This window comes from bacterium (genome assembly GCA_021372535.1).
Taxonomy (GTDB): Bacteria; Latescibacterota; Latescibacteria; order Latescibacterales; family Latescibacteraceae; genus JAFGMP01.
Genome location: JAJFUH010000160.1, coordinates 1 through 25,183, shown reverse-complemented (window position 1 = coordinate 25,183; position 25,183 = coordinate 1). Strand labels below are relative to the sequence as shown.

Here is a 25,183-nt window from a genome sequence, read left to right as displayed (position 1 = left end):
GCCCTTCCTGAAGGTATCCAGCATATTCCGCCTGAACATACCATAGTCACGCTCACGCACTTGAGAGAGCCGTTTTTGAGCCTCACGCGCAGCGTTATTCCGGCGTTCCCGCTCCTTGTCGGTGTCAAACCGGCTTTTTTGTATCCGGTAGTCCTCTTCAATGGCCTTGAGAGTGTACGCACCGATGTTCTTGACCGCGCCCTGTTTCTGCTTCACTTCCACATAGGCGAGGTTGGCCAGGATGCGGTCTTCATCGTAGCGTTCTATGATATCCGAGGCTTGGGATTCGGACAGGCAGAAATATTCGCGGAGACGCTGCCTGATGTCGGTTCTGGTTGTCAGGGAGTCCGGTAGTTCATCCGGTTGTTGTTGCCTGTTCGGATAGATTCTGAATACTATCCCGACGACCTTGCGGCCGGTTTTGCGTTCGTGGAAATGAATCGACAGGTCGGTGGTGGCATTCAGTTCTTCCTGGACTTTGGACAGGATTTTCTGCTTGAAGTTGGCGTAGAGTGGGTACTCTTCATCTTTCAAGCCAAGTTTTTTTCGGAGTTCCTCAAGGGTGAATGACCGCTTACCGATGGTTTCGTATTGCTTGAGAAGTTCGTAGAGCTTGATGGAGTACGAGCTTTTTAGGCGAATGACATGCCGGAGGCGATAGCGGGTGAAGAATTCCTTGAGCTGCAGGAGATAGGGTTTGAGCTTGGGATCGAAGCTCAGTTCGACATAGCCCTTTCCCTCGAAGTATTCGGCGGAGGAGAGCCAGGTGATCTGGAGGACGGACTTGTCCTTGATGATCTGCATGGAGCGTTCGAGGAGTTTCTTGGTGAGTTCTTTTGTTCGTTGGTAGCTTCCCTCGCTGGTGATGCCGACAATGCGGTTGAAGTCTTTGACCGCGATGCGGTAGATGTGGAAGCTCTGGTCTTCCGGCTTGATCTGGGAGACCATAAGGAGGATGAGACGCTGTTCCTGGAGGCTTAGGCGATAGGAGGCCTCGATGAGGTAGTTTGATTTGACCACGACGCAGGTTTCGTCGTGAGGTTGAGGTTTTTGAGGCATAGAATGTGAGATGAGTTTGATTCCATTGTACAGGAGTATAACGAAGTTGTCAAGGGGGTTATAGTTGGCACTCAAAGAGTTATAGCGGGACACTCAATCGGTTATAATTAACACTCAGTTGGTTATATTTGACATTCTAAAAGGTATAGTTGGCACTCATTTGGTTATATTTCAGGCGGCAGCGCCTTGATTTTACTGGCTGAAACGAAGCTGAAAATACGTAAAACATTTAAAAATGACAACAACAGAGGACAGGTTGATTGTAGTGAGATTTTATATATACGTCCCTGAGCCAGCCCTTGCATTTTTCTATTGCATTACACGAAAACATTTACTTTAATAGACGATATTTGGGGTTGTGTATTCGGCAACGAAGGCATGCAAGCCTAATATATGAGCCTGGAAGAAAACTTCCAATGCTATGGCTGACAAGCACTTGTATTTTGTAATCTGGAAGTTTTTGACTGTAAAACACAGCGCATATTCCTGATTCCTTACAGGCTGGAAGAAATCATCAATTGGGAAGAGAAGTACTATAAACCAAGTAATAACAATATTATAAGTAAATATTGTCCATTGATATAATCGATGACCTGGAAGAAAGTTTCCAGATTTTCAGAAAAACCTTACAGGTTGGATGAAAAAACCTTCCAGGCTGCGTATCTCATTGTGCTGCTATGAGATGAAAAATGACATCTGGAAGTTTTCCTCATGTAATGAGCAAATAACAGGGGCCAACCTGGAAGAAACAGCGCTAAATCCGGGTTGTGTAGCCGTTTTTCCGGATATGTATGAGAATCACCTGGAAGAAAGTTTCCAGTTGCAATAATTACACATTCCCGGGAGAGTTTGAACATGGAAAACCATCTTCCCGACCTTGAAGCGTTCAAGCGCGAAATTCAGCCTGTCGCCTTTGGACGGAGCTATGAAAGCGTGTACCTCCTACTCTACTACGTCGCCTTGCTGAAGTATGTGACACAGAACCATCTCAAGGCCATCGGATTTCCCGGCGTGGAGAAAGTCGCTACAAAAGGAAAGCTCCGCACGCTTCACGAATTGGATTACCTCCGGCTTGCCAACGAGACTCTTGGTATTTATACATCCACCACCAAGACCTTGCAACTCTTGAAAGCGCTCGGCCACGATCTCAAGTTGCTGCCGGCCGTGCCGAAAGGGAGCGGGGCTGAGATATATAACACCGACGTGCTGGTACAGGCTCTCAAATTGCCGAATTACTACGCCCTGCTCTATCCGCAGTTTCCGAAAGAAAAACCCTATATCATACCTGACGCCTTACTGGTTTTAAAAGAAGAACACCGGTACCAGTTGAATTTTCTGGAAATCGAAGCTGAAAAACCCAACTGGGAAGCTCACCTGCAAACGAAATACGACGGGTACAAGCGCCTGTCAAAGGATATGTCGGTCTATAATTACTGGAAAGCATTCAGCGGGTATCTGAAATTCTCTTGCCCGCCGGTTGAAGATTTCGCGTTCCGGGTGATGATTATCGGTTCGGTGAAAAAAGACTGGGGGAAAGGCTTTGAATTCAGGAATGCGTTATAAATGATGACTTGAAAAAGTTCTGCAGAAACAAGAATAGCTAACGAATAATACGTTCACAACGACACAGTATATATCATCTTTTACTGACCAGAGGATTAATCAATTTCTACGTTTTCACCGGTAAAGGATTAAGAAATTCTATTGCTCGGATAAAAGAGGCTTTTCCACCGGGTACCCAGTTTTCCTTTGATAAAAGATCATATATTTTTTGATTATCCGATAGAGCAACTGAACGAATTCTACCTTCAATGAAATCTTTTCCGGGAAACTCTCTGCAAGTAGTCTTGAATTCTTGCAGATTCAAAGGGAGCATCAATAAAAATAATATATCTGGGTGTAATACGGATAAGTCAAAATCCATGCCCAAAAACAATAAATTATGATAATTCTCGACAACATATTGCGCGATTTTGGGAGAGCATTCTTCGCTAATTCCCCTTATTGCTGTTCGAAAAGGGGCCGGGAGGTCATCAGGTCTATTACTTAAAGAATAATCTTTATTTTGATGCATGTTTTCGGCGATTGAACTTGACAGCATTTCACCATCAGCAGAAACTATTTTACTGCGTTTTGAGTAAAGAATATGTCTATCATGTGTAAGTATCGTTACAGTAACACAAAGAATATTGGGAAGCTTATTTTGACTGAGTTCTTTTGAATCAGCAACTTCGTCAACATCAATAAATTCCTTCAATCCTTGAATATTACCTGCCCTTAAAAGATGAGATATATAATATGAGCTTACAGAAAAATCAAACCAACCAACTGGACCAAGTTTTAAGACAAGATACTTTTGCTCCGACGCATCATGTATTTCCACTTTATAATCAATAAGTCTTGTATTGGGTCCATCAAAGAATATCTGTTTTTTTTCTTCCGCCTGGTTTTTGATATCTGCAAGTATTTCCTCTCTATGCACCTGGATTTTCCGAGGTAATATATAACTATTTTCAGGGCAAGGTATTACTCGGATTGTTTTCGCTGGGAAGTATTCACTGCCCGCACCAATCAACCTGATAGATGGAGCAACTTTTTTTCCGTAATAATATAATTCATTTTCATATCGAATAATGGTACTCAATGGGACAACAGATTGTCGGTTTTTCGTCTGTAACATTATTTCTGGTTCTTGTATAAAAAGCTCACCATCGATTGATTTACGATATGTAAGTACTTTGTACAAAACAGCTTCATAATCGTAATCATCGTCGATAAGTTCTTTCAGAGTAAGATCGGTTTTTTTAACACCAAAAAACTCAGCGATTTTATCATAATTATATTGTACCACTCCATCAGCAATATATCGTGAAAAAGTTTGCCTGCTTAAACCTTTGAAATATCCTAATTCTTGCCTGAACTTCTCCGTCAGTTCATTGACACCGATTCCATAGCATTTTCGAACATCTTCTATCAGACGTCCCATACGCTCATTTTTATATGGTGATGTCTTCATCACAATTATCTCCTTTATTACTAATAACTTAATAATAGTTATCCAAACTGTTTGTTTCGTGGGCAATAAATGGACGAATTTGGACATTGTCTTTCTTCTGATAGTATATAATCATTACCAACAACATCGATGTCAATTTTTACAAGAATTGTGGAAATACATAAAATGATGTGTTTGTATTAATTACAGGAGATACAATGTTTGGTCGAGATTCACCAATAAAAGAGCCACCACGGACAGGTGATGGCTCAAAAGACCTGTAAAGATACCTCGAGTTCGCCGCTCAAAATGATCTTTATCCTGCTTAGGGCAGGTAGGTCTTTGCCTTTTAAGTTTAAGGAGGTAAAAACTTTTTGTCAAGTCTGTTTCGCTGAAAAATGAACAGACTTGAGATTTCTCATGAAATCATTGTATTGAATACTGGAGGTTTCAATGGCTGACGATCTGGAAAAATACGACGAGAACATGCCCGATTTACCGATCTTCGACATTTCCGGCATGAACCTCGTGCAGTTGGGCAGGCAGTTACAGGATAATCTTAATTCACACCGTTCGGGCTGGCTCTGGCTGAAAAAGCGACAGAACGAGAAGATGTTTCTGGACGAGGAGCGTTTGCGCGCTCTTATCGCCCAGATTCAGGATTTGCGGGATATGAATTCGGCCCTGCTTGAACTCAATGCCGAGGTCTACCTTACGCAGGAGCGAATGGCCCGGATTGTCCAGCGATACCGGGAACACGAGAATTTCGTCGATGCCGAGGGCCACCGGTTATCCGAGATAGCCGAGGCGAAACATATCAACGAGATGCAGAAACTTGAGGATGAAATACATACGCGGCGGAAAAGTATCGATGCGCTGGAATTGGACAACGAACGGCGGAAGGTGGAAATCAATGTTCTCAAAGCCCAGGAAAGTAATCTCAAAGCCCAGCGGGAAAAGGAGGACATCCGCATGGGGCTGATGCGGAAAGTTGTCGATAAAATCGACATCAACGAGTTGCCGGATTACCTGAGAACCTTTGTCATCAACTCCATTTTCAATCCGAGCCAGACTATCACGAACGAGATGCAACTTATGGATGATCTGCGGGAATTTGCCTTGCGGAGGGCAGCTGCGGAAACACGACAAACCGAAGCAGAAGCGAGAAAACATGAAAGCCAGGCCGATATTGAGAGAACGACAGCTGATAAATCGATGATTGATTTCAACGAATACAAAAAAAGAGGAGGGAATTAAACATGGCCAGAACAGAAAGCAAATCGATCCAGGTTCATCCTCGGGATGAGCAGCAGCAAATTGATTTTATGCAGCATTTTTACTGGAATTTGCTCAGCAGCCAGGAAATTAAAAATATTGATAACCGGCTGGAACGGCGAGGGGATACGATCTATCAGGTTCGCAACACAGAGCACTATGTGAAATTAGTATTTTCACGCGACCTTGATACTCCTGATCTGGATAAAATCAAAAAATTGGAAAATGAATTTTTCAGCCTTAAACAACCTAAGTTTCCTAGCAAGTATCCTGGTGGATTGGGATTATGGGCGATTTTACTAATTTTCGCATTTCCAATTTCTGTTCCAGCATATTATTATTACTATTATGCTAAATATAAACCTGATACTGCGAGAGCTGAAAGGCAAGCCAAACAGTTCGAGATTGACCGACATGAGATATTGGAGCGATTGAAGCAATATGAACACATTGATTGATCTGGGGTCGCCTTTAATAGCAAGCGAAGGCTTACCCTTCATTGAATCCAAAGACCGCTTCAAACACCTGTTTTTACTCGGTTCCACCGGAAGCGGGAAGACCACTTTTTTCCTCAATCTCATCAAGGACGAGATTGACAACGCCCTCATCGTGCTTGACCCGAACGGCGATCTGGCCGAGCGTGTAGCCGGATTGGTGCCTGCGATACATCTTGTCTATATCGACAAAGTCCACCCGTTATCGCTGAATCCTCTTACCCGGATGTACCTCAACAAGTCGGAAATCGCCAATGAACTCATCGAGGTAGTCAATTCCGCAGTCCTGGCCCTGACCGATGACCAACAGATGCCGATAACCGTGCTCATGGCCAAGATCATCCGGAATGCTATCCGTGTATTTGACGACGACCGGATGAGTCTCGAATACCTTGGGCAGTTTTTAGAGTACGAGGATGAGCGGAAAAAGGTGCCGGATCAGTTCTGGCAGAGTTTTGACAAAAAGGACAGCAAGGGCTGGTATGTCAACAAGGAGCAGATCGAAAGCGCCAAGCGGGTATCAGCCCGGCTGTCTCTTTTTTACGAAGACCAGAATCTACGACCGTTCATCGAGGGTGAGAATAAATTTGATGTTCCTGAAATCGTGAGAAAACGACAGGTGGTTGTGTTTAACCTCAATGGCTTCGATGATGAGATTACCGCTTTTATTGGTTGCCTGGTCAGTAATTCAATCAAGTCATACTATATGCATCAGGCTGTCAAGGATGGCGATCCGCTGTATTTCTACTGCGACGAGTACCACCTGTTTGTCAACAAGCTGTTTGCCAGATTTTTAGCTGAAGCCCGGAAATACAACATCAGTTGCAATTTCGCCGGACATTCTCTCAAGCAGGTGGATAATAAACTGGCGTCGATGATTCTTTCAAGTTGTCATGTCAAAGTGGCGCTCAATTGCGGAGCCGAGGATGCGGAATTGCTGGCGCGGGAAATAGGGATCAATCCCCAAGAAATCCAGAAGTTGAAACCTTATGAGGCGTATATCGGGATTGGGAAGAAACCGCACAAGGTGCTGACATTTCCGGGGCCGGGCATCCAACCTCATAAGACTGAACCCGTGTTAAAGCCTAAAGATATTGACTTTTTGAGTACCAAGTGGATAGGATTGTGATTTTAGTTTCGCTATATCATGTTCAATTTTAAGTTGCTTTTCCCGAAGAAAACAGACATATTGTTATCACTTATAAATAAGTGGAAACAATTCGTCTGGGCATAGAATGAAAAAATCGCCTGAAAAAGTTTTTCGCGAGCATGGCGGGCAACTGAGGATGAGCGAGGCCATTTCGCTTGATATCACACGCTACATGCTTTATTCTCTGCGGGATAAGGGAATCATCGAACAGGTGACACGGGGTGTATACCGGCTGGCGGAAATGCCAGCAATCAGCAATCCCGATCTGGTGACGGTGAGTCTTCGTTATCCAAATGCCGTTATTTGTCTTATCTCGGCGCTGTCGTACCACGGAATCACAACGCAGATTCCACATGAGGTATTCATTGCCGTTTCTCGGGATTCTCGGATGCATATACTTAAACAGCCGCCGCTTCGTGTTTATAAGTTCTCACAAACTGCGTTCCAATCTGGTATTGAAGATTATAAGATTGACGGAGCAAGGATTCGGATTTATAGCCCCGAAAAAACACTGGCTGATTGTTTTAAATACCGCAACAAAATTGGGATGGATGTTGTGCTGGAAGCCCTGAAACTCTATAAGGTCCGGAAAAAATTCAATCTTACCGAACTACTCAAGTATGCCAGGATTTGCCGCATGGAACAGATTATGAAGCCTTACCTGGAGGTGACAATTTGAGTGAAAGGACTCCAAGGAATCTACCAGCATCTGTCCGGCAACTTCTTCTCAACCGTGCACGAAGCGATCAGCGGCCATTCAACGAATTGCTCCAATACTACGCTATGGAGCGGTTTCTTTACCGGCTTTACCAATCACCATACGCCGACAGGTTCATCCTTAAAGGTGGTCTCCTTTTATGGGCATGGCGTTCCCCCGAAATCCGCCCTACTATGGACATTGACCTGCTCGGGATAACAAGCAACGAAGAATCCAATATCATCACCCAAATACAGGAAATTATCGCTCTCGATGTGGAACCTGATGGACTGGATTTTGACCCGGATTCAGTTCGTGCCGAGAGAATTATTGAAAATGCTGATTATGAGGGTATGAGAATTCTGCTTAGCGGCGCGCTGGGATCGGCCAAGGTTTACCTTCAAATAGACATTGGTTTCGGCGATGTGGTTTTTCCTGCTCCCGAGAAGATTGATTTACCTACCATGCTGGATTTCCCCGCACCTCGTTTGAAATGTTACAGCCGAGAAAGCGTTATTGCGGAAAAATTTGAGATTATGGTTAAAGTCGGAGAATTAAATAGCCGGATGAAGGATTTCTACGACATCTGGTTAATGTCTCGATATTTCGATTTCGGGGGAACGAAGTTGTCAGAAGCGATCAAACTCACATTTGAATGTCGCAGAACGCCGCTTCACAAAGTATCAATCTTATTTACTGAGGAATTCATCACACAGAAACAGATTCAATGGACAGCATTTCGAAAACGCCTTCAACAAGAACACATCCCCAATACATTTGCAGATGTTATTAAAACGGTGAATGATTTTTTATCTCCTCTTTCTGTTGCGATTTCCTCGGGAAATCCTTTTCCAATAAATTGGATCGCCCCCGGCCCCTGGAAGTGAAATATTCTTTATCCTCGCGCAAACTCATCCCAAAATATGCTATAATAAATTATCTCCGGTTGCTTATGGTGCACAGGCACAGCCAACCATAAGACGGGGCATTCTTTACTTTCGCCGGTTCGCGCTATCGAAAACGATGGCGATACTTTTGTAGTTTTATAGAGCAGGTGAGGGAACGACCTAGGGCCGCGTCGTGACGATTGAGGAGTGAGGTCGAAACTTTTCAACATCATTGCATCCGGGTAAAAACGGAAAAGGGGGGACTCTGATTTTGACAGTTCCCCCTTTTCTCTTGTAAGATAAAGGAAAACGCACATTACAATCACAGGAGGGAATTATGGCCGAGTTTCTGGACTTTGCCGAGATCAGCCAGCGGATACCGTTTGCGGATGTGCTTGATTATCTCAACATCCCGTACACGACCAAGGGTAAGGAACTGCGGGGCGAAGGCTTCATCGTGGACACCGGAAAGAATCTCTACTTCAACCCGAAAGGGGACGACAAAGGCAGTGTCATCAATTTTCTGCAAGCCCGGAACGGCGGAACGCTGCGGGATTGTGCCATTGAACTGAAAAAGCATTTTCTCGACGAACCGAAAAAGCCCGAGCGGGACATCCCGACACTTGAATTGGATCATGGCCACGTGGAAGTTACAAATCTGGGTATCGGCAAAGAAGCGGCCGAGTTTTTCGACATCGGCTACTGCGGCCGGAAATCCATCATGGCCGGGAAAATTGCCTTCAAAATCATTGACCACAACAACGACCACATAGGTTATGTCGGTCTCAAGGACGGCAAGTGGTTTTTCCCGAAAGGATTCAAACGCGACACGATCTACAATCTATACAGGCAGAAAAAGGATGCTGTAATTGTGGTTGTGTCCGTTCTTGAGGTCGTTCACCTCCACAGCCTGGGATTCCCGTTCGTTGTCGGTCTCATGGGCAAGTCGGCCACCGGTACACAGCTTGAACTGTTGCAGAAATTCAAACGGATTCTCCTGCTGCACCCTGAGCCGGAGAACATCCGAAACCGTTTGTGCGAGTTTTCTTTTGTCAAAACCCCGAAGCTGGCGAAGCCGGTTCTCGAACTGACCGGCGAGGATGTTTCCGCGCTGTTTTAATCCTCCTTATAACCACTGACTGAATATCTTCCCATCTTCTTTCAAATTCTGACATCTCTTCCATTTCTCCTGCAAAAACAAGCTTTTATTTTGCTTCCATGACGAAAGGAGGTGAGAGACGTGGGAATACTCAACGTGGTTTTTGACGAAATGAATTCAGCCGCGGATGAGATCGTCAACCAGACGCTGGGAATGAAGCCAGGCAAGAAAAGGCGTCGTACATCGTCAAAGAAACGTCATTCGCAGGGACGCCGCATTGTGATGAATGTCTACAAGGAAATTCACAACCACCGGCATTTTTACGATTTCAAGGACTTCAACAAAAAATAGCCCCCGCCGTTACGGCGAGGGCTTGAAGTTTCAAGAGAGGAGGCCGTGACGGTCGTTACGACTGTCCGGCTTCGGTCTCTTCGCAGGTTGAGTGGCAGCGTTCTTGAGGCCTGACTCTAGGACTTCCCGGTCGAAAAAGATACTTCCGCCCAGTTTGAAGAAGCCGGGTATTACACCCTTGTTCTCGTAGACCCATTTCGGGGTTCTACCAAGCAACTGGGCAACTTGAGCGACCGAGAGGTAGGGGCTATCCATAACGTCCTCCGTTATGTGTCCCTAATCCTCACTGTTAATCATCACCTCAAGCTTTTTTGAGTAAATACAAAACCGCCTCCACTTTATACCTACTATATCACGAGCAAGAAATATAACTCCGGAAAGGAAAAATGCAAGTGCCAGCTGAAAAAATCAAAACAAAGTTCGGTTTCAGGTGGCGCTACCGGGGTCAGTATCAGGGCATACAGTACCGAAGCCCGTCCATATACGCCACCAAGCAGGAAGCGCTTCTGGCCGAGAAACGGCATGTGCTCGAAATTGACGAAGAATTGAAAAACCCGAAGAAAGACATGAAGCTCTTTGACCTGATGAACGATCGCTTAAATTATATCGAGGTGAAGAACAGTGTGCTATACTATCGGGATAATCATTTCGCATTGAAGCTGCTGTTGGATAAGGTCGGGAATATCCATGTATCGCAGATAACGAGAAAAGACATCAATACTCTATTGCTTGATTATGCAAATGATCTACAAAGCAGGGGCAAGGGCAACCGCCGGGTTAATGTCTGTATAACCTGCCTTAAAGCATTGTTTAATTATGGGATTAAAATCCACGAACTGGACATTAAAAATCCCGTCGTCGGTATAAAACCATTTGCGGAAGATAAGCAAATCAAGTATATTCCCACTGATAAAGATATTGATGCGGTGCTTGAACTCTGCGATAGGGATGAAGCCCTTCTTGTTCATTTTGTCATGAACACTGGAGCGCGGATATCGGAAGCGATACGGTTTGAATCCAAAGACATCTATGATGGATTTTTGGTTCTCCACACGCGTAAAAGCCTTCATGGAAGCCTTATTCCCCGGAAAGTACCGTATACAACGGAACTGCTCGTTGATTTCAAGGGATTCAATCGCTGGAAGAAGGAGCCGAGATTTCTTGAGAAGTATGTCCATAAACTTGGGCAGAAATCTTGGAACTGGCATTCGCTCCGGCATCGGTACGCTTCAAAATTATCGAAAAATGGAACGCCGATTTTCGAGATCATGATGTTGCTCGGCCATAGCAATCTGTCGACAACACAAAGATATTTGGCATTATTGCCATAGAGGATAGTTAAAAACTATCCTCTTTTAAAACTGCCAGAAAACTGCCAGAGAAAATTGATAAATGAAAAATAATATCTTATAACCTCTTCTGCCGCAACGAGGTGCGCCAATAGCTCAGTCGGATAGAGCAACTGCCTTCTAAGCAGTAGGCCGCAGGTTCGAGTCCTGCTTGGCGCGCCATTTATTACACTTCGTTATTCTCCAATGAATTAACCTTGCGCATCATGTGAAATAAAAAAAGTATTTTACCTGATCCTGATAATTCATACATTAGTGCTGTTGAGACCACATTGTCCTGAGTTCCCCCTCTCTCTTGGGTTGGGAGAGTGGACGGGTTGAGTTCCGTGAGAGGTGTGGGGATAACATCAGCCTTTCCTGTCCATACGATCTGTTCCGTGAAAGGAGGTCCCGTATATGTTCGGTATCGAAGAACGTTTTAGATGTTCCGCCGGCTTTTCCCATGAGATTGTCGGACCAGGGATACTCAGGGCATTCATGGTAACCCTCCTGATTTTATTGGGGCCCGGGAATGTTGAAGCGCAGGCTGCTCCCCTGTCCGGACCGGGGAAAGATGAAGTCATGAAAACGATGCAGACCGCGACCGACTTCATGATGAACAAGGTATCCTGCCACGGTGCATTCGTTTGGGCCTATTTACCCGACCTCACCGAGCAGTGGGGTGAAGTCCCGGCAAAGAGGACGATGGTCTGGGTTCAGGGAGCGACGCCGCAGGTTGGTTTCATGCTTCTCGACGCTTACGAAGCGACAGAGGATACCCGTTACATCGGGTACGCAAAGCGGCTTGCCGATGCCCTCGTTTACGGTCAGCTCCCGGCCGGTGGATGGGATTATTATATCGACTTCGACCCGTCAGGAATTCAGAAGTGGTACGACGATGTTCTATCGAAATGCTGGCTCTGGGAAGAATTCTACCATTATGCCGGTAATTGCACGTTCGATGACGATGTCACCGCGGGGGCGACACGATACCTCCTGCGCCTGTATATGGCGACTATCGACCCGGCGTATAAAACGCCGCTTGTCAAAGCGCTGGATTTTATTCTCGAATCCCAGTATCCCAATGGGGCATGGCCGCAGCGATACCCGTTGAAGTATGATTTCAATTTCGAGGGTCATCCCGATTATACGTCGTTCTATACCTATAATGACGGAGTCATATTTAATAATATCTATCTTCTGCTTGAAGCATGGGAAAAACTGGGTAATGAAGCGTACAGGAACGCGGCTCTCAGAGGAATGGACTTTGTCGTCATTTCACAGATGGCGTCCCCTCAGGCGGGATGGTGCGACCAGTACGATACATCGATGAGACCAGCTCAGGCCCGATCCTACGAGCCCGCTGCGATTTCATCGAGCGCTACGGTGGAATGTATTCGTAATCTCGAAAATTTTTATATGATCACCGGCGATAAAAGATATCTCAGGGGCATCCCGGATGCTCTTGAGTGGCTTGAGAATTCGTACCTTCCGGAAAACCAGAAGACAAATAAAAATGTAACTCATGCCACATTTTATGAACCGGGAACAAATAAACCGCTCTATGCCCATTGTGAGGGCTCCGGAGTCGAGACCGGACATGTGAGGATCGATTCCATCCCGGGAAATTTCATGCCTGGGTACGGATTTCAGACCATAGTGAACGTTCAGGAATTGAAACAGGAATACCGGCGAGTCAGCTCACTGACCCCGGAACAGGCGCAGGCTGAATATCAGTCGAAAAAACCGGAATCGGCGTCGCACCGTCCCGATCCCGATACCGTTCAAAAACTTATCCAGTCGCTGGATGACCGTGGCGCATGGATATCGGAAATTGAATTCGAGGACTTTCATGATCTGGTTAATAATCCCCATATGAAATTCAGGGGCATCAGCACAGGTACCTATATTAGTAATATGCAGACACTCTTGAAATATATCAGATGACATTGCTCAGGAGCCAGAAGTCAGAATAGTGTAAAGAGAATATATACAGGTAGTAGTTTCCCACATCAGATGAATAAATTCAAAAAGTCCTTTTCTTTGTAAGCGCCATTATACCCTTCTACTTCTCCGGAAGCACAGAGTGACAAAAAGGCACAACCACAGGCGGATTTCTCCCGATTATCCGGCTTTTCACTTGTGCCTTTTGTCTTGTGCCTTCTGCCTTACTTTTCAAGCTGTTTCTGCGTTATCACATAGTTCATGAGCACGGTCATATTTTTGATGAACGCACTTGTCGAGATGTAATCCTGATCCGATTCGTCGCGGTACGGCGATGTGTCGGTCTCATCTCCCACATTTGTCGAGGCATAGCGGTCGGTCTGCTCGGTCTTCGTGCCGTCCCCGATATATGGGTTACTGACATAGACATGCTTTTCATACCAGCAGCCCTTGCTGTCGAGCCTGTCGATGATTTCTTTCACCTGCGCCTCTTCGGGGGCCTTGACTTTTCCATAATACAGGGACGAAGCGGTATAACCCTGGCTCTTTATGTCATAGAACTTCTGGGGAACCACACCGCCGGTGAAACGGCCCGGCAGGAGCGGCGAATCCTTTGTTGCCTCTTCAGGAGTCAGCTTCAGTGTCTCTTCATACTCGCGGCGGAGACGGTCTACATCGATACGGTCTTTCATGCCGTAATGGACATTGGGCAGATCATCGCTGTTATTGACATAGTAGAAGCCGTGCGCAACGTTCGATCCTTTGCGGTGGACGAAGAGGGGTTTGTCTGTGCCGATCTCGACAAACACCGGATGGGTGTACTTCCCGTTTTCGGTCATCGACTGAGGCAGACGGCACCGGTCGAGCCAGTCGAGCGCTGCCGGAATACCAGCAAGGAATTTCGTTTCGCCGGTGAGACGGTAAAATTTCATGAGAAGACGGATATGAACCGCGGTATAGCCGGGAAGAAGCGCGTTCGGCTCATATGTCCGGGCGCCGGCGGGTTTGAGGTCCATGGTGTACTGCTGTCCCCATCCCGGCTGAGGCTCGCCCTGCTGGGTAATGATGTAAAAATTCATCCCTCTGTTAATGGGATCGAGGAACCGCTGCTCGCCGAGGGTGAGGTAGCACTGGATGAGGAAATTCACATTCTCCCACACCACATCATCGTTGAAAGTAAAGAAGGAAGAATAGTCCTGCTTCCCGTGATGGACGAAATCATAGCGGAGCGGGTAACGCTGCGGCCACCCGCCGATGGCATACTGGCTTTCGAGCACGAAGTCGATTGCCTTGTCGAGCGGATATCTGTATTTCGGGTCGAGATTTTCGAGATACAACCTGAGCAGGAATTTCGCCGCATCGGAGCTCACATCGTCGTCAAAGGTGGCGTTGCCGTAATAGTGTTGGAATTCTTCGAGCCGCCAGCCGTTCTTTCCAATGGTGTCGTACCATTTTTTAAGCGACCGGTCTCCGGCGAAATCGACTATGTAATTCCAACCGCCACGGTCAAGCTGGCCCCAGATGACGGCGTTTGCGGCTTTTTCCGCAGCGTCCCAGTACAGCTTGTCGCCGGTGGCATGGTAAACATCGAGAAAGAGGTGCCCCATGCTCGTGGTACCGGGAGGCTGCACCCAGATCATGGTGTCGTATGCTTCCATCTCACCCCACCGCCTTGACAGGTCGGGGAGGTAGTACCAAACATAACCGCCGTTCGTGCTGACCGTATCGACCATGAACCGCGTTGCTTTTTCCATAGCGACACATGTCTGGTCGAGAAGCTTTTTGTTCTGTTTCTGGGCAGCGGTCGGTATCGCTGCCATGACGGTGAGCAGGATGACAAGAATGCAGAGCATCCACCTGAAACGTCCGATATTTCCAACCATTGAATTTCCTCCCTGTCGATATAAATCACTATGCAATTATCTATGAATTCTCATCATCATCCCTGCGGCGCCTTCATTCCGGGGATTTTCACCGGGATTTTATAGATGCCGTCCTTCGCCGAAACATAGAGCGTTTTCAGGTCGGAACCGCCGAAATTGAGATTATTGGTGGCCGTATCGCAGAGAATGTTGCCGAGATGCTTCCCCGCGCTGTCGAACACCTGAATGCCGAAACCTTTCGTGGTGGCGACATACACATTCCCCGCACTGTCGACAGCGATGCCGTCCGCACCGCTTTCCTCGCTGTTCGGGCCGATAACCTCCGGATTGAGCTGAAGCTCGGCGAAATTCCTCCCGTTGGCGGTTGTACCGTCCGGATTGACATCATAGGCGAGAAGATACCGTCCCTGCGTGTTGCATATGTAGAGCGTCTTCTCGTCGGGCGAAAGCCACAAGCCGTTGGGGAATTTTACATCGTCGATAATCCGAATCACCGTGCCATCCGGCCTGATGTAATACACGGCGGGCTTGTCCTGCATTTTCTGCTGGGTTCCGATAAACTGGGAATCGGTGAAATAGATGCCGCCTTTGCGGTCGACGACGAGATCGTTGGGACCGTCGATACGTTTTCCGTTGTATTCCCCGCACAGAACCCGTAAAACCGCACAATCCCTGTCAAGCTCGACTACGCGGTGTCCGAGCATCTCACAGGCATAGATCGTTCCCTTGCCGCTGTTCTGGAGTGTTGTTGTCACCCCGTTGTCCTTGCGAAGAACGGTGTACTGTCCGGCGGCATCCATCCTGACAGTGCAGCTCCTGTCGGCCGGATCGAAGTTATTGTTGGTAAAATAGAGTACGCCATTCATGTCCAGCGGGGAGCCCGCGGTATCGAATTCGTAGCCGGTGGTCACCTTTTCGAGTTTTGCCCCCGCCGGGACGATCGCGTCGAGTCCCGAGGAAACTGCAGTCTGCGGGGTCTGAGAAACTTCAGGTGATTTCTCCGTGGTCTTTTTTTCGCATGAAACCGCTGACGTGACGAGCACAATTCCGAGAACACACAAAGCAGAACGACATGTCATGATACAACTCCTCATTGATTAAAACAGGTTTGAATATGATATGGACATTATTACTCCATTGCCGGAAATCCGGTTCAGATCGGGATATTTATAAAAATATTACACCACAAAGACACAAAGGCACAAAGAATAATAAGTGATTAGTATACTGTCATCAGCAACTATTGATCGTTCACATCAAAAACATATGATAACAAATCCGCGTAAATCCGCGTTCTATTACATCGTGTGGATATTACCTGTTAAAAACCGATTTCGATCATGCCTTCCTTCACCCTGTAATATGGACCGATTTCCGCGCTGCCGGTTTTCAACGGTTTCCCGAACGCATTGCAGAACAGTACGAGACGGATGGTGTCGGCGAGCCGGTCCTCGGGCAGATAAAACCGTTCCTGGGGGCCATCGGGATGGTAGCGGCCGATGAGAAATCCGTTGAGGTAGATGAGTATCTTGGCGTTCCATCCCTTCAGCGTCAGACCGGGCGGAGCTGTCCAGCCGGGCTGTGACGTAAAGGCAAATTCATGGAAAAACCACGCCATCCCTGGGAAATCGACGTTTTCAGGGGGATTTTTTACAGCGCCCATACCGGTTTCGGGAAATCCTTTACGCTGACCGGGCAATCCGTGTATACATTCCCAGCCATCGCCCAAAACCCTGTCCACACACCGCAACGTTATCGCGCCGCGCAGGCCGATGGTCGTGTACCAGCGGAAATTACGGAGGATGATGACGAGAACATTTTCCCCCTCTGTTACATACGGCGTAAGGTCGGCGCAGAAGCGCTCCTGGTGCTTTTTATCGACCGGCCTGCCGTTGAGGTATATCCAGCATTTCCCGTCCGCTTTTCCGATATCGAGCACACATCCGCCAGGCCGGTTTTTCCCGTCGATCTGAAAACTCGTGCGGTAGACGACATAGAGCCGCTCGTGGCCGTGCTCGATATAGGTCGTCGAGGGCGGTATGACGATACGGCTGTCCCATCCCGGCCTGACCGAAACCGTTTCCCATCCGCTGTCGTCGCTTTCGGGAAGGGCTTCTGAGGGAACCGCGCCGAGCATGGATTCCGTCTCGAAACGGAGAACCGTGCGTTTCCACGAAACGAGCGGGATATCCTCCGACAGGCCTGACAGAATAACGGGGCCGGTGATACCGGTAACTGCTGCTTCATCGCCCTTGCGGGGCCGTCCTTCGCTTTCGAGAAGCACGAACAGCTCGTTTTGTTTATCGCGGCGCAATATTTCGCTCACATCGGCGCTGTACCGTGAGCCGTTTGAATCATATGCGATAACACCGCCGAGGCAAACACCGTTGAGGTAGACGACCGCGTTGTCGTGAATCTCGGTAAGATGGAGGCTTTTTCCTCCGGGGTCGTCGTTGATTCCGAACGAACACCGGTAGCCGTAATAACCTGTATCAAACTGGCCGGAGTGCTCGTTCCCCCGGAACGCATTGTAAGGCTTCCACCCGCCATCGTCTGAAAGGGCAAGCGGATTCTCCGCCTCCATTGTCCAGCCGGTGAGCGTCATCGTTCCCGAATAAAGGGGTTCTTCGACAGGAGGAAGCTCTACCCTGACCGTTTTCAGAAGCTTGTTGACCGTGACCGTCTTCAGGTTCTCCCCGTTAAAAGACACTGTGGGCGGAATGATCGGCGTGCAGTTGCAGGGAAACTCGAACCACTGATTATCCCCGGGCCTCATGGAAACAGCCAGAAAAAGGCTCTCCGCTGCCGAGGATTCGATATCCATGAAATAGAGATTCGACATGATGGGGAAACGGTCGACGCCTCTTATCCCGATCCATGTGTGTTCAGCGGTTGCTCTGTCCGCGACGATGATGCGGATGCCGCCGAGAACGTTCGATAATTCGTCCTCGAGCTCGCTTACGAGCAGAATGTGGAAAAATCCGGGTGTATGCGTGAATGAAACGAGCAGGTTGTCCCCGGTCTTTTCGACTGCGGCGTTTCCGCGCGAATGGTCGAATGAACCATAACCGCCGATGAGAATCTCGCCCGGTTCGCCCGGTTCGCCGTACACTACGATGATCAGCTCGTCCTCGAGACGGTAAACTCCGAATACCTCCGATGTGCTGTAGACAAGGCGGATGGCTCCGCCGAGTGGAATGTTGACCGGCAGTATTTTCATGGACTGCGGCGCGAGACGGAGAGCGGTTTTTGCGGGAAACGGAATCCCGCCCTGACCCGGCACTTCAATCCTCAGGGTAATCTCCTGCGGCGACCGCGTGAGATTGCGCGGGAACAAAAAGACGCACTCATATCCGCTCCGCCGGAGAACAGAGACGCCGCGCGGCGCCTGAACCGGTATATCACCGTCAGGCAGTGTTTGTACGAGGTCATTACCGAAGTGATGGAGAAAACTCCCGATACGGCGCACCATGTAATACTTGCCGTCGAGCTCTCCCCACTCGCGGATGGCGCTGTCGTAATCGTACGAGGTGATATCACGGCGCCCGGTATGGTAACCGAACGTCGTTCCGCCGCAGAACATGTAGAAGTTGATAAGGTTGAGCCCGCGGGCGATGCAGTCCTTGATATGAACTTCGACCCATGATTGCCCGATCATGCCGACCATTGTGGGAAGCGTGCTCCCGGCTTCAGCTGCGAAACCCGTCTGGAACTCGACACAGGCTGCGGGTTTTTCCGGCTGCTCTTCGAGCAGGTCGGCGATGGCGACCTCCGATTTATGGACATTCCACGGCCCCGGGTAGAGGTCGAGCGTATCGGTTATCGGGGTATGCCTGCGGACTGACGGGTTGAGATTGGTCACGAGCGGCGATGTTATCCCGTCACGGCGCACGATGTCCGCCATCTGGAGAAAATACTGGAGCTCGCCCCACAGGAATTCGTTCTCGATCTGGTACAGGATGAGATTGCCGCCGGCCTCCGGGAGAAAATCGCGGAGGATACGGTTCACCTCGTGAAACCAGCGGCTCACCGCGGCCATGTAATGCGGATCGACCGTGCGGACTGCATCCGCTTCACCGATGAGCCAGGGTGGGAGTCCGCCCATATCCCATTCGCTGCAGATATACGGCCCCGGACGGGCGAAGAACTGCATACCGCTCTTACGGACGGATTCGATCCAGGCCCTGAGGTTGCAGCCCCCGTCAAACCGCCATATTCCCTTCTCCGGCTCGTGCAGGTTCCACGGTATGTACGAGCCGATGGTGTTGATGAAGGCTGCGCGGGTTTTTTTGAGACGGTCATTCCAGTGCGTCTGCGGAATACGGAAATAATGGATTTCTCCGCCGAACATGAAGGACGGGCGGTTATTAATATTAAGCGACCGTCCCCTGATCGTATCCTCTGAAGGAATCATATGATAACTGGTTTGTGGTTTATGGTTTATAGTTTATGGTTAAAGATAATACAACGCAACTGGTACTGTCCGGACTCCTCTTTCAATCAGAGACCGGAAACGAGAAACCATAAACTAATATATTTATTTCACTTCATCGAGCGCATAGCCTGAATTGCAGGGATAGTATTCCTGCAGATAATCGATCATGATATACGGATTCTTGGCATGTATCTTTTCGAACAGATGTTTCCCATCGCCGAGCTTACGGTTTTTCGGCAGGCCGGTGGGCAGGAAGTTCTCGGTCTTAATAAGGTCGAGCGAGGCGGTCTCGATTGCCGCAATGTCGTTTCCCGCCAGTATTCCGATGTCCGGCACGAGCGACGGGGAGCTGAACTCCCAGCAGTCGCAGTATATGGTGATATTGGTGAGGAAATTGATAAAGAACAGATTTTCCGGCTTGAATTTTTTCAGAAACGCCGCTGTAACGAGCGCCATTCCCTGTGAGAAATCCTCGAACCTCCGGTCTTCCATGGTGATAGCCTTTTCGGGGCAGATCATCACACAGTGCTGACAGTAGGTACAGTTATGGAAAAAGAAGGAGATTTCCTTTCGGGCGTCGTTTTTCTGGATCGCCTGGTTGGGACAGGCTTTAAAGCACTTGAGACAGTATACGCATTTCTCACGGTCGATGGTGAGCCCGCCCTCGAGGTGGTGAAGCTTACTACGGGTTTCCGGAGTGATAAGCCCCATTGCGATATTCTTGAGCGAGCCGCCGAATCCGCATGTGCCGTGACCTTTGACATGGGAAAGATCGATGAAAAAGTCGCAGTCGATTGCCTCGCCGGAAAGAAGGGCCTCGTCAAGCTCCTTGAAACCGATCGGCTCATGGTAGTAGTATTTGCCTGTCTCGCCGAAACATGAGACGACCGGGCAGTCGAGCACCTCTCGGGTATACCCCCGTGCGATGCCGGTTTCCGCCCTGCTGTCGATGATTTTCACCGATTTAGCGCCGCCGCTCTTGACCGCATCGACAAGAATTCTCACAAACACCGGATGGATGGTGGTAAAACCGATGCCGCCGCCAAGGTGCATCTTTATGGTGACCGTTTTACCCTCGACACGCTTGGGGAGCTTACTCCTGAGCAGCATACGTTTGAATTTCGCCGGGAGTGTCTTTTCCATTTCAAGACTCTCGATCACGGCATCTGCGAATAGCAGTGTTTCCTTGTTAGTCTCTTTTTTGTGTGCCATTGAAACCTCGTGTATTCCTGGTAGACGTGAACGGTACCACATACTGTATATTATACGTAATAAAGCATTTTTTCAGGGTTAAGTCAAGGCGGTTGAAACCCCTGGCCCCCCCCATTTTTTTAAAGAACACTTTTTTTAGATGTTACTTCCTTTGCGTGCCCCAAGGAAGTAAACAAGGAAAGGGCACCCCGTGAAAAGCCTTATTCCCCGTTCAATGCCCGTTTTTCGGGAATGTGTGAACTCACGAGCCTTTGGCTCGCCCGGACAGCACCCATTCTTTTTCCGAAAACCGGTTGTGACCGCGGGGCTTTTCAACGGGTTTATAAATTCACAGGCTTTAATGATCTATATTCTATTTATAATCAATGTATTACAATATAATTTATCGTGGTTTTAGGAGGTCGCCATTGAAATCCGCCCACCCCCGAATGCTGTACCGGCACGAAGGAGAAAACCAGCACGTGGGGTGAGGTCAAGAGAATTTATTGGTGAAGTAACCGGATAAAAATAACAAAACTAAAAAGCGGAGAGTATACCCGCTTTTTTTGTTGGTGATTGCATGGTATATGGTTTAATTTGTTCTTAACATTGTCCTCAATGGTTTTGTAGGGACAGAGTGACAAAGAGACAGAGTGAAAAGCGGAAAAAATACCGATTGAACTTTCGAGTAATTAATTGCAATACACAAGGAGTACTCCATGGACAGCTATTCGGAACAGGTTCTCATGGGAATCGATCTCGGCGCGACCGGCATAAAGGCCGCCGTGTTCAGCCTCGACGGCGCTCTCATCGCATCCGCATCACGCCGTAACGGGCCGGTGCCGCAGCCGGGCGGAAAGGAAGGCTGGCTCATCTGGGATGCCGATGACATATGGGACAAGGTATGCCAGTGCACCCGGGAGGTCATAGGGCATCTTGCATCACCCTCGCAGATCGGTGGTGTATCGGTGTCGGGTTTCGGGGTGGACGGCGCCCCCGTGGACGAGAAAGGCCGTCTTCTTTATCCTCTTTCGAGCTGGCACGATACCCGTAACATCGAGGAAACCGAATGGCTTACGAAGCAGATCGATCCCTATGAAATCTATGAGATAACCGGGTTCCACAACTACAGCATCCAGACAGTCAACCGTCTGCGCTGGCTCGCTGTCCATGAACCGGATGTCCTGAAAAAAGCCCACTGCTACCTCATGACGCAGGATTTTCTCGTCAACCGTCTCTCCGGCGAGTTCACTACCGAGATCACCATGGCGTCGACGACAACGGTGCTCGATATCGATGAAGACCGGTGGAGTGACCGTATGCTCGACACGATCGGCGTGAGCAGGACTGTCTTCCCTGAAGTCTCCCAGTCGGGCCGTAAAATCGGCGTTGTCACCGGTAAAGCCGCGGAGCAGTCCGGTATACCCGCCGGTACGCCGGTCGCCACGGGCGGTCATGACTGTGAAATCGGCGCGCTCGGAGCCGGGGTGACCGATCCAGAAACTTTCGTGGACATCACCGGGACATGGGAAATGATCATCGCGATTCTCGATACATTCACGCCGAACCGGACGCTCTTCGACTCCGGCATCGACTGGGAGCGTCACTGTCTGCCGGGCCAGTATCTCTGCCAGAGCCTCATGATCGCGGGCGGCGTGCTCGAATGGGTCGGCGCGAATCTTTACCGCGGCACGGAGGAAAGCGCCCTGTACGGAACCATGATCGGGGAGGCGCAGGCGTTCGGGCCCGGAGCGGGCGGCGTCGCGGTGCTGCCCTCCTTTATCAGGGGTATGGGCCCGTTCCAGGCGTACGGCTCGCTCGGTACCATACTCGGCATCACCACAACCACGACGCGCGGGCAGATAGTCCGGGCTGTGTTCGAGGCGACCTGTTACCAGCTCGCCCGTCAGATCAGGGTCATCGAGGACAACACCGGCGCTGTATGCAGACGGCTCCGTTCACTTGGTGGAGTCCAGAAGAACGAGTTTTGGCTCCAGATGAAAGCCGATGTGACCGGGAAACCGGTCGAGGTCATCGCCAACCCCGAGGTCACCCTCCTTGGAGCCGCGATTCTTGCCGGAATGGGTGCTGGAGTTTACCGGAACGAACAGGACGCCCTGTCCCGGATGACCTTCCCCATGAAGGTGTACGAGCCCGACAACACCCGTCACGAGGAGTACCGCGACTGGTACGAGCGGTTTTTCGCGAATATCGCCCCGGCACTGCACCCGGTATACGGAGCGGTTTAAAAGACAGGCAGAAGGCACAAGGCACAAGGCACAAAGGGAAAGTCTTTTCACGTCGCCCTTTCATTTGGATACTTATTGTGCACTTAAAGTGGATGAACGTCTCAGTGTGGAAATGTAAAATTGGGGAATTTTCAGTTTTCTAAAATATATTGATATGTAGTGAGTTATTTCATATATTTGAACTGTAGAATGCATTGTTTTATAGCCCCATTTTCACCGGGACAAAAATTATAATCCCTGTTTTCAGTAAAAGGGAGTTTTACATATGTTTGGTATAATTAAACCGCTGACCGGTCTGATGGCAGGCATTTGCCAGCTTCTGGCAATTCTGGTGATTTTCATAGGAGTCATAAAAGCGCTTATTATTTTTATGAAGGACGTATTTTCTTCTTCGGAGTCGATTCGTGATATCCAGGAAAGCCGTATGGAACTCGGCCATTCCTTTTCACTCGGACTGGGGTTTCTGATAGGGGCAAGTATTGTGAACACAACCGTTGCGCCCGCCTGGGATGATATCGGCAAGCTTGCTGCGATCATTGCGTTACGGACAGCTTTGAATTACTTTCTTTTACGTGAGATAAACATCCGAACCGAGCCGTTGAATAAAAAAAATGAATGATGTCTCGTTTATCGGTAAAAATTTTCCGGCAACGTCGATACCGGGCAAGTGATTTTTAAATCTCCCCTGTATTATTCTTCGAAATCCTCCGGCTTCTGTTACATATTCTTCGAGAAGTTATATAAATATTAATGTGTTCTATAGGTTAAAAAAGAATCGCTTGTAATCACCCGTCTCGATATGCTTGACTTTAGATGCAATTTTTTTTATTATATTAAATTAACCGGAAATATACTATTTCCTGTATGGCTTATTATTACAACACTTCAACGGGGACTTTCGTGCGGCAGTCTCCCTGATTATCCGGAAGAACGGGAATGGTGAATCTGAAAGAAAGACGTGAAAGGGTTATCGAGACCATTGTTTCGTCCTTTCTCGAAACTGCGGAACCGGTCGGGTCTTCCTATGTTGCCGCGGCATGCGGCCTCGGTCTGAGCCCCGCGACCATACGGCACATCATGAAAGAGCTCGAGGACGAGGGATATCTCGCTCAGCCTTACACATCGGCAGGCCGGATTCCCACCGTGAAATGCTACCGGTATTATGTCAGCCATCTTTTGCCCGGTGTGGACTCTTCGGATGCGGATTTCCGTGACGCAAAACTCCTCGTCGAGCGCGTGCTCCGTGAAAACGACGCCACGATGTTCCTGAGCCATATAGCAAAGGTGCTCTCTGAAGTTACCGATCTTATCGGGGTGTCGATATCGCCGTCCTTTGAACAGGCGCTGTTCGACCGTCTCGAAATAGTCAACATGGGGGGATCGAGATATCTTCTGGTTATCTCTTTGAATAATGGCCTGGTAAAGACCATACATCTGACTGTGGATAAAATCATTCCCCGGACCAAAATCGACGAAACCGCCCGACTCCTCTCTGCCCGTCTCCACGGACTGACTGTGGCCGAGATCAAAACCTCTATCGATATCCGCCTCAGGGGTCTATCCGGCGGCGACAAGAGCCTCTGCAACGTGATTCTCAATAAACGGGACGAGATATTCGATTTCACCGGAGACACCGATTTTCACATAGCGGGGCTTTCACGGCTTCTTGTTCACCCGGAATTTGCCCCGTTCGGCCATACGCTTAAGATGATCGATCTTTACGAGCACAAGAGCGAGCTTGCGCAGGCGCTCAATTTAACCATTCATGATAACAGCGATGTAAACATATACATCGGCGGAAGCGATTTCTGGGGGCCGAAACCGATACTTTCCATGATCTCGGGTGTCTTCCGGTCAGGGAGTGAACAGGGGCTTGTCGCAGTGATAGGACCGCTTCGGGTACATTATCCGAGGCTCGCCGCGATTGTCAGATATACCGCGGAAATTACGGCGGATTTTTTCTCGAAATACTGATGCATCGTTGTTAGCCCGTTCTATTCACATATTTAAGAGGGCTGTGAAAAAGTATATTTTTCACGAGCCCGATAATGAAATGTATTGTTTCGGTGCTGTCAAGGGCATGTAAATCAGCACTTCGTGCCGACCCTTGACAGCTTATATCCACACTTACAGACTTTATCACAAG

General features: G+C 48.5%; 20 protein-coding genes and 1 tRNA gene. 14 read left to right on the top strand and 7 right to left on the bottom strand.

Annotated features, from left to right (window positions below):
• On the bottom strand, window positions 1–1,020 hold a 1,020-nt coding region (locus LLG96_14235), incomplete at its 3' end, for a replication initiation protein (protein MCE5251369.1).
• 894 nt (window positions 1,021–1,914) lie between these two features.
• On the opposite strand from LLG96_14235, the gene LLG96_14230 reads away from it, so the two are divergent.
• The gene (locus tag LLG96_14230; protein ID MCE5251368.1) at window positions 1,915–2,622 is read left to right on the top strand and encodes a hypothetical protein; all 708 of its coding nucleotides are present in this window, start codon (window positions 1,915–1,917) and stop codon (window positions 2,620–2,622) included.
• 106 nt (window positions 2,623–2,728) lie between these two features.
• Here the strand turns inward: LLG96_14230 and LLG96_14225 are convergent, their stop codons facing one another.
• Window positions 2,729–4,075 (bottom strand): hypothetical protein, encoded by a 1,347-nt coding sequence (locus LLG96_14225; protein ID MCE5251367.1) that lies wholly within the window; start codon window positions 4,073–4,075, stop codon window positions 2,729–2,731.
• A gap of 432 nt (window positions 4,076–4,507) precedes the next feature.
• On the opposite strand from LLG96_14225, the gene LLG96_14220 reads away from it, so the two are divergent.
• From LLG96_14220 to LLG96_14190, 7 genes are all read left to right on the top strand, one after another.
• Window positions 4,508–5,311, top strand: a complete 804-nt coding sequence (locus LLG96_14220; protein MCE5251366.1) for a hypothetical protein — start codon at window positions 4,508–4,510, stop codon at window positions 5,309–5,311.
• Window positions 5,312–5,313: 2 nt separating this feature from the next.
• Window positions 5,314–5,787, top strand: coding sequence for a hypothetical protein (locus LLG96_14215; GenBank protein ID MCE5251365.1), 474 nt, complete (start codon window positions 5,314–5,316; stop codon window positions 5,785–5,787).
• Window positions 5,771–6,952, top strand: a complete 1,182-nt coding sequence (locus LLG96_14210) for a type IV secretory system conjugative DNA transfer family protein (protein MCE5251364.1) — start codon at window positions 5,771–5,773, stop codon at window positions 6,950–6,952. Before LLG96_14215 ends, LLG96_14210 begins: the two co-directional genes overlap by 17 nt.
• A gap of 106 nt (window positions 6,953–7,058) precedes the next feature.
• The gene (locus tag LLG96_14205; GenBank protein MCE5251363.1) at window positions 7,059–7,652 is read left to right on the top strand and encodes a type IV toxin-antitoxin system AbiEi family antitoxin domain-containing protein; all 594 of its coding nucleotides are present in this window, start codon (window positions 7,059–7,061) and stop codon (window positions 7,650–7,652) included.
• Window positions 7,649–8,557: a nucleotidyl transferase AbiEii/AbiGii toxin family protein gene (locus tag LLG96_14200; GenBank protein ID MCE5251362.1), complete on the top strand. Its 909-nt coding sequence runs from the start codon at window positions 7,649–7,651 to the stop codon at window positions 8,555–8,557. The genes LLG96_14205 and LLG96_14200 overlap by 4 nt, the downstream gene beginning before the upstream one ends.
• Window positions 8,558–8,894: 337 nt before the next feature.
• Window positions 8,895–9,677 (top strand): hypothetical protein, encoded by a 783-nt coding sequence (locus LLG96_14195; protein ID MCE5251361.1) that lies wholly within the window; start codon window positions 8,895–8,897, stop codon window positions 9,675–9,677.
• A 120-nt stretch (window positions 9,678–9,797) separates the two neighbouring features.
• Window positions 9,798–10,007, top strand: coding sequence for a hypothetical protein (locus LLG96_14190; protein MCE5251360.1), 210 nt, complete (start codon window positions 9,798–9,800; stop codon window positions 10,005–10,007).
• A 30-nt stretch (window positions 10,008–10,037) separates the two neighbouring features.
• Here LLG96_14190 and LLG96_14185 read toward each other — a convergent pair whose 3' ends face one another.
• Complete coding sequence (locus LLG96_14185) at window positions 10,038–10,262, bottom strand: helix-turn-helix domain-containing protein (GenBank protein ID MCE5251359.1); 225 nt, start codon at window positions 10,260–10,262, stop codon at window positions 10,038–10,040.
• Window positions 10,263–10,399: 137 nt separating this feature from the next.
• On the opposite strand from LLG96_14185, the gene LLG96_14180 reads away from it, so the two are divergent.
• From LLG96_14180 to LLG96_14170, 3 genes are all read left to right on the top strand, one after another.
• On the top strand, window positions 10,400–11,338 hold the full coding sequence (locus LLG96_14180; GenBank protein MCE5251358.1) for a site-specific integrase: 939 nt from the start codon (window positions 10,400–10,402) through the stop codon (window positions 11,336–11,338).
• 103 nt (window positions 11,339–11,441) lie between these two features.
• Window positions 11,442–11,518 (top strand) — tRNA-Arg (locus LLG96_14175).
• A 234-nt stretch (window positions 11,519–11,752) separates the two neighbouring features.
• Complete coding sequence (locus tag LLG96_14170) at window positions 11,753–13,282, top strand: pectate lyase (protein MCE5251357.1); 1,530 nt, start codon at window positions 11,753–11,755, stop codon at window positions 13,280–13,282.
• 221 nt (window positions 13,283–13,503) lie between these two features.
• On the opposite strand, the gene LLG96_14165 is transcribed toward LLG96_14170, so the two are convergent.
• The 4 genes from LLG96_14165 to LLG96_14150 form a co-directional block, all read right to left on the bottom strand.
• A complete protein-coding gene (locus LLG96_14165; protein ID MCE5251356.1) occupies window positions 13,504–15,162 on the bottom strand; it encodes a pectate lyase in 1,659 nt (552 codons plus the stop codon).
• 56 nt (window positions 15,163–15,218) lie between these two features.
• Window positions 15,219–16,241 (bottom strand): SMP-30/gluconolactonase/LRE family protein, encoded by a 1,023-nt coding sequence (locus LLG96_14160; GenBank protein ID MCE5251355.1) that lies wholly within the window; start codon window positions 16,239–16,241, stop codon window positions 15,219–15,221.
• Window positions 16,242–16,483: 242 nt separating this feature from the next.
• Window positions 16,484–19,576, bottom strand: a complete 3,093-nt coding sequence (locus LLG96_14155; GenBank protein MCE5251354.1) for a beta-galactosidase — start codon at window positions 19,574–19,576, stop codon at window positions 16,484–16,486.
• Window positions 19,577–19,699: 123 nt separating this feature from the next.
• Window positions 19,700–20,809, bottom strand: coding sequence for a DUF362 domain-containing protein (locus LLG96_14150; GenBank protein MCE5251353.1), 1,110 nt, complete (start codon window positions 20,807–20,809; stop codon window positions 19,700–19,702).
• Window positions 20,810–21,507: 698 nt separating this feature from the next.
• On the opposite strand from LLG96_14150, the gene LLG96_14145 reads away from it, so the two are divergent.
• The 3 genes from LLG96_14145 to hrcA all read left to right on the top strand — a co-directional run bounded on the left by LLG96_14145 (window position 21,508) and on the right by hrcA (window position 25,011).
• Complete coding sequence (locus tag LLG96_14145; protein MCE5251352.1) at window positions 21,508–23,037, top strand: FGGY-family carbohydrate kinase; 1,530 nt, start codon at window positions 21,508–21,510, stop codon at window positions 23,035–23,037.
• A 265-nt stretch (window positions 23,038–23,302) separates the two neighbouring features.
• Window positions 23,303–23,656 (top strand): DUF1622 domain-containing protein, encoded by a 354-nt coding sequence (locus LLG96_14140; GenBank protein MCE5251351.1) that lies wholly within the window; start codon window positions 23,303–23,305, stop codon window positions 23,654–23,656.
• A 317-nt stretch (window positions 23,657–23,973) separates the two neighbouring features.
• A complete protein-coding gene (gene hrcA / locus LLG96_14135; protein ID MCE5251350.1) occupies window positions 23,974–25,011 on the top strand; it encodes a heat-inducible transcriptional repressor HrcA in 1,038 nt (345 codons plus the stop codon).
• The last annotated feature ends 172 nt before the right edge of the window (window positions 25,012–25,183 follow it).

Excerpts from the sequence above, each read along its gene's own strand:
- LLG96_14230 (MCE5251368.1), top strand. The coding sequence starts at position 1,915 with ATGGAAAACCATCTTCCCGACCTTGAAGCGTTCAAGCGCGAAATTCAG.
- LLG96_14225 (MCE5251367.1), bottom strand. The coding sequence starts at position 4,075 with ATGAAGACATCACCATATAAAAATGAGCGTATGGGACGTCTGATAGAA.
- LLG96_14220 (MCE5251366.1), top strand. The coding sequence starts at position 4,508 with ATGGCTGACGATCTGGAAAAATACGACGAGAACATGCCCGATTTACCG.
- LLG96_14215 (MCE5251365.1), top strand. The coding sequence starts at position 5,314 with ATGGCCAGAACAGAAAGCAAATCGATCCAGGTTCATCCTCGGGATGAG.
- LLG96_14210 (MCE5251364.1), top strand. The coding sequence starts at position 5,771 with ATGAACACATTGATTGATCTGGGGTCGCCTTTAATAGCAAGCGAAGGC.
- LLG96_14205 (MCE5251363.1), top strand. The coding sequence starts at position 7,059 with ATGAAAAAATCGCCTGAAAAAGTTTTTCGCGAGCATGGCGGGCAACTG.
- LLG96_14195 (MCE5251361.1), top strand. The coding sequence starts at position 8,895 with ATGGCCGAGTTTCTGGACTTTGCCGAGATCAGCCAGCGGATACCGTTT.
- LLG96_14185 (MCE5251359.1), bottom strand. The coding sequence starts at position 10,262 with ATGGATAGCCCCTACCTCTCGGTCGCTCAAGTTGCCCAGTTGCTTGGT.
- LLG96_14170 (MCE5251357.1), top strand. The coding sequence starts at position 11,753 with ATGTTCGGTATCGAAGAACGTTTTAGATGTTCCGCCGGCTTTTCCCAT.
- LLG96_14165 (MCE5251356.1), bottom strand. The coding sequence starts at position 15,162 with ATGGTTGGAAATATCGGACGTTTCAGGTGGATGCTCTGCATTCTTGTC.
- LLG96_14160 (MCE5251355.1), bottom strand. The coding sequence starts at position 16,241 with ATGACATGTCGTTCTGCTTTGTGTGTTCTCGGAATTGTGCTCGTCACG.
- LLG96_14155 (MCE5251354.1), bottom strand. The coding sequence starts at position 19,576 with ATGATTCCTTCAGAGGATACGATCAGGGGACGGTCGCTTAATATTAAT.
- LLG96_14150 (MCE5251353.1), bottom strand. The coding sequence starts at position 20,809 with ATGGCACACAAAAAAGAGACTAACAAGGAAACACTGCTATTCGCAGAT.
- LLG96_14145 (MCE5251352.1), top strand. The coding sequence starts at position 21,508 with ATGGACAGCTATTCGGAACAGGTTCTCATGGGAATCGATCTCGGCGCG.
- LLG96_14140 (MCE5251351.1), top strand. The coding sequence starts at position 23,303 with ATGTTTGGTATAATTAAACCGCTGACCGGTCTGATGGCAGGCATTTGC.
- hrcA (MCE5251350.1), top strand. The coding sequence starts at position 23,974 with ATGGTGAATCTGAAAGAAAGACGTGAAAGGGTTATCGAGACCATTGTT.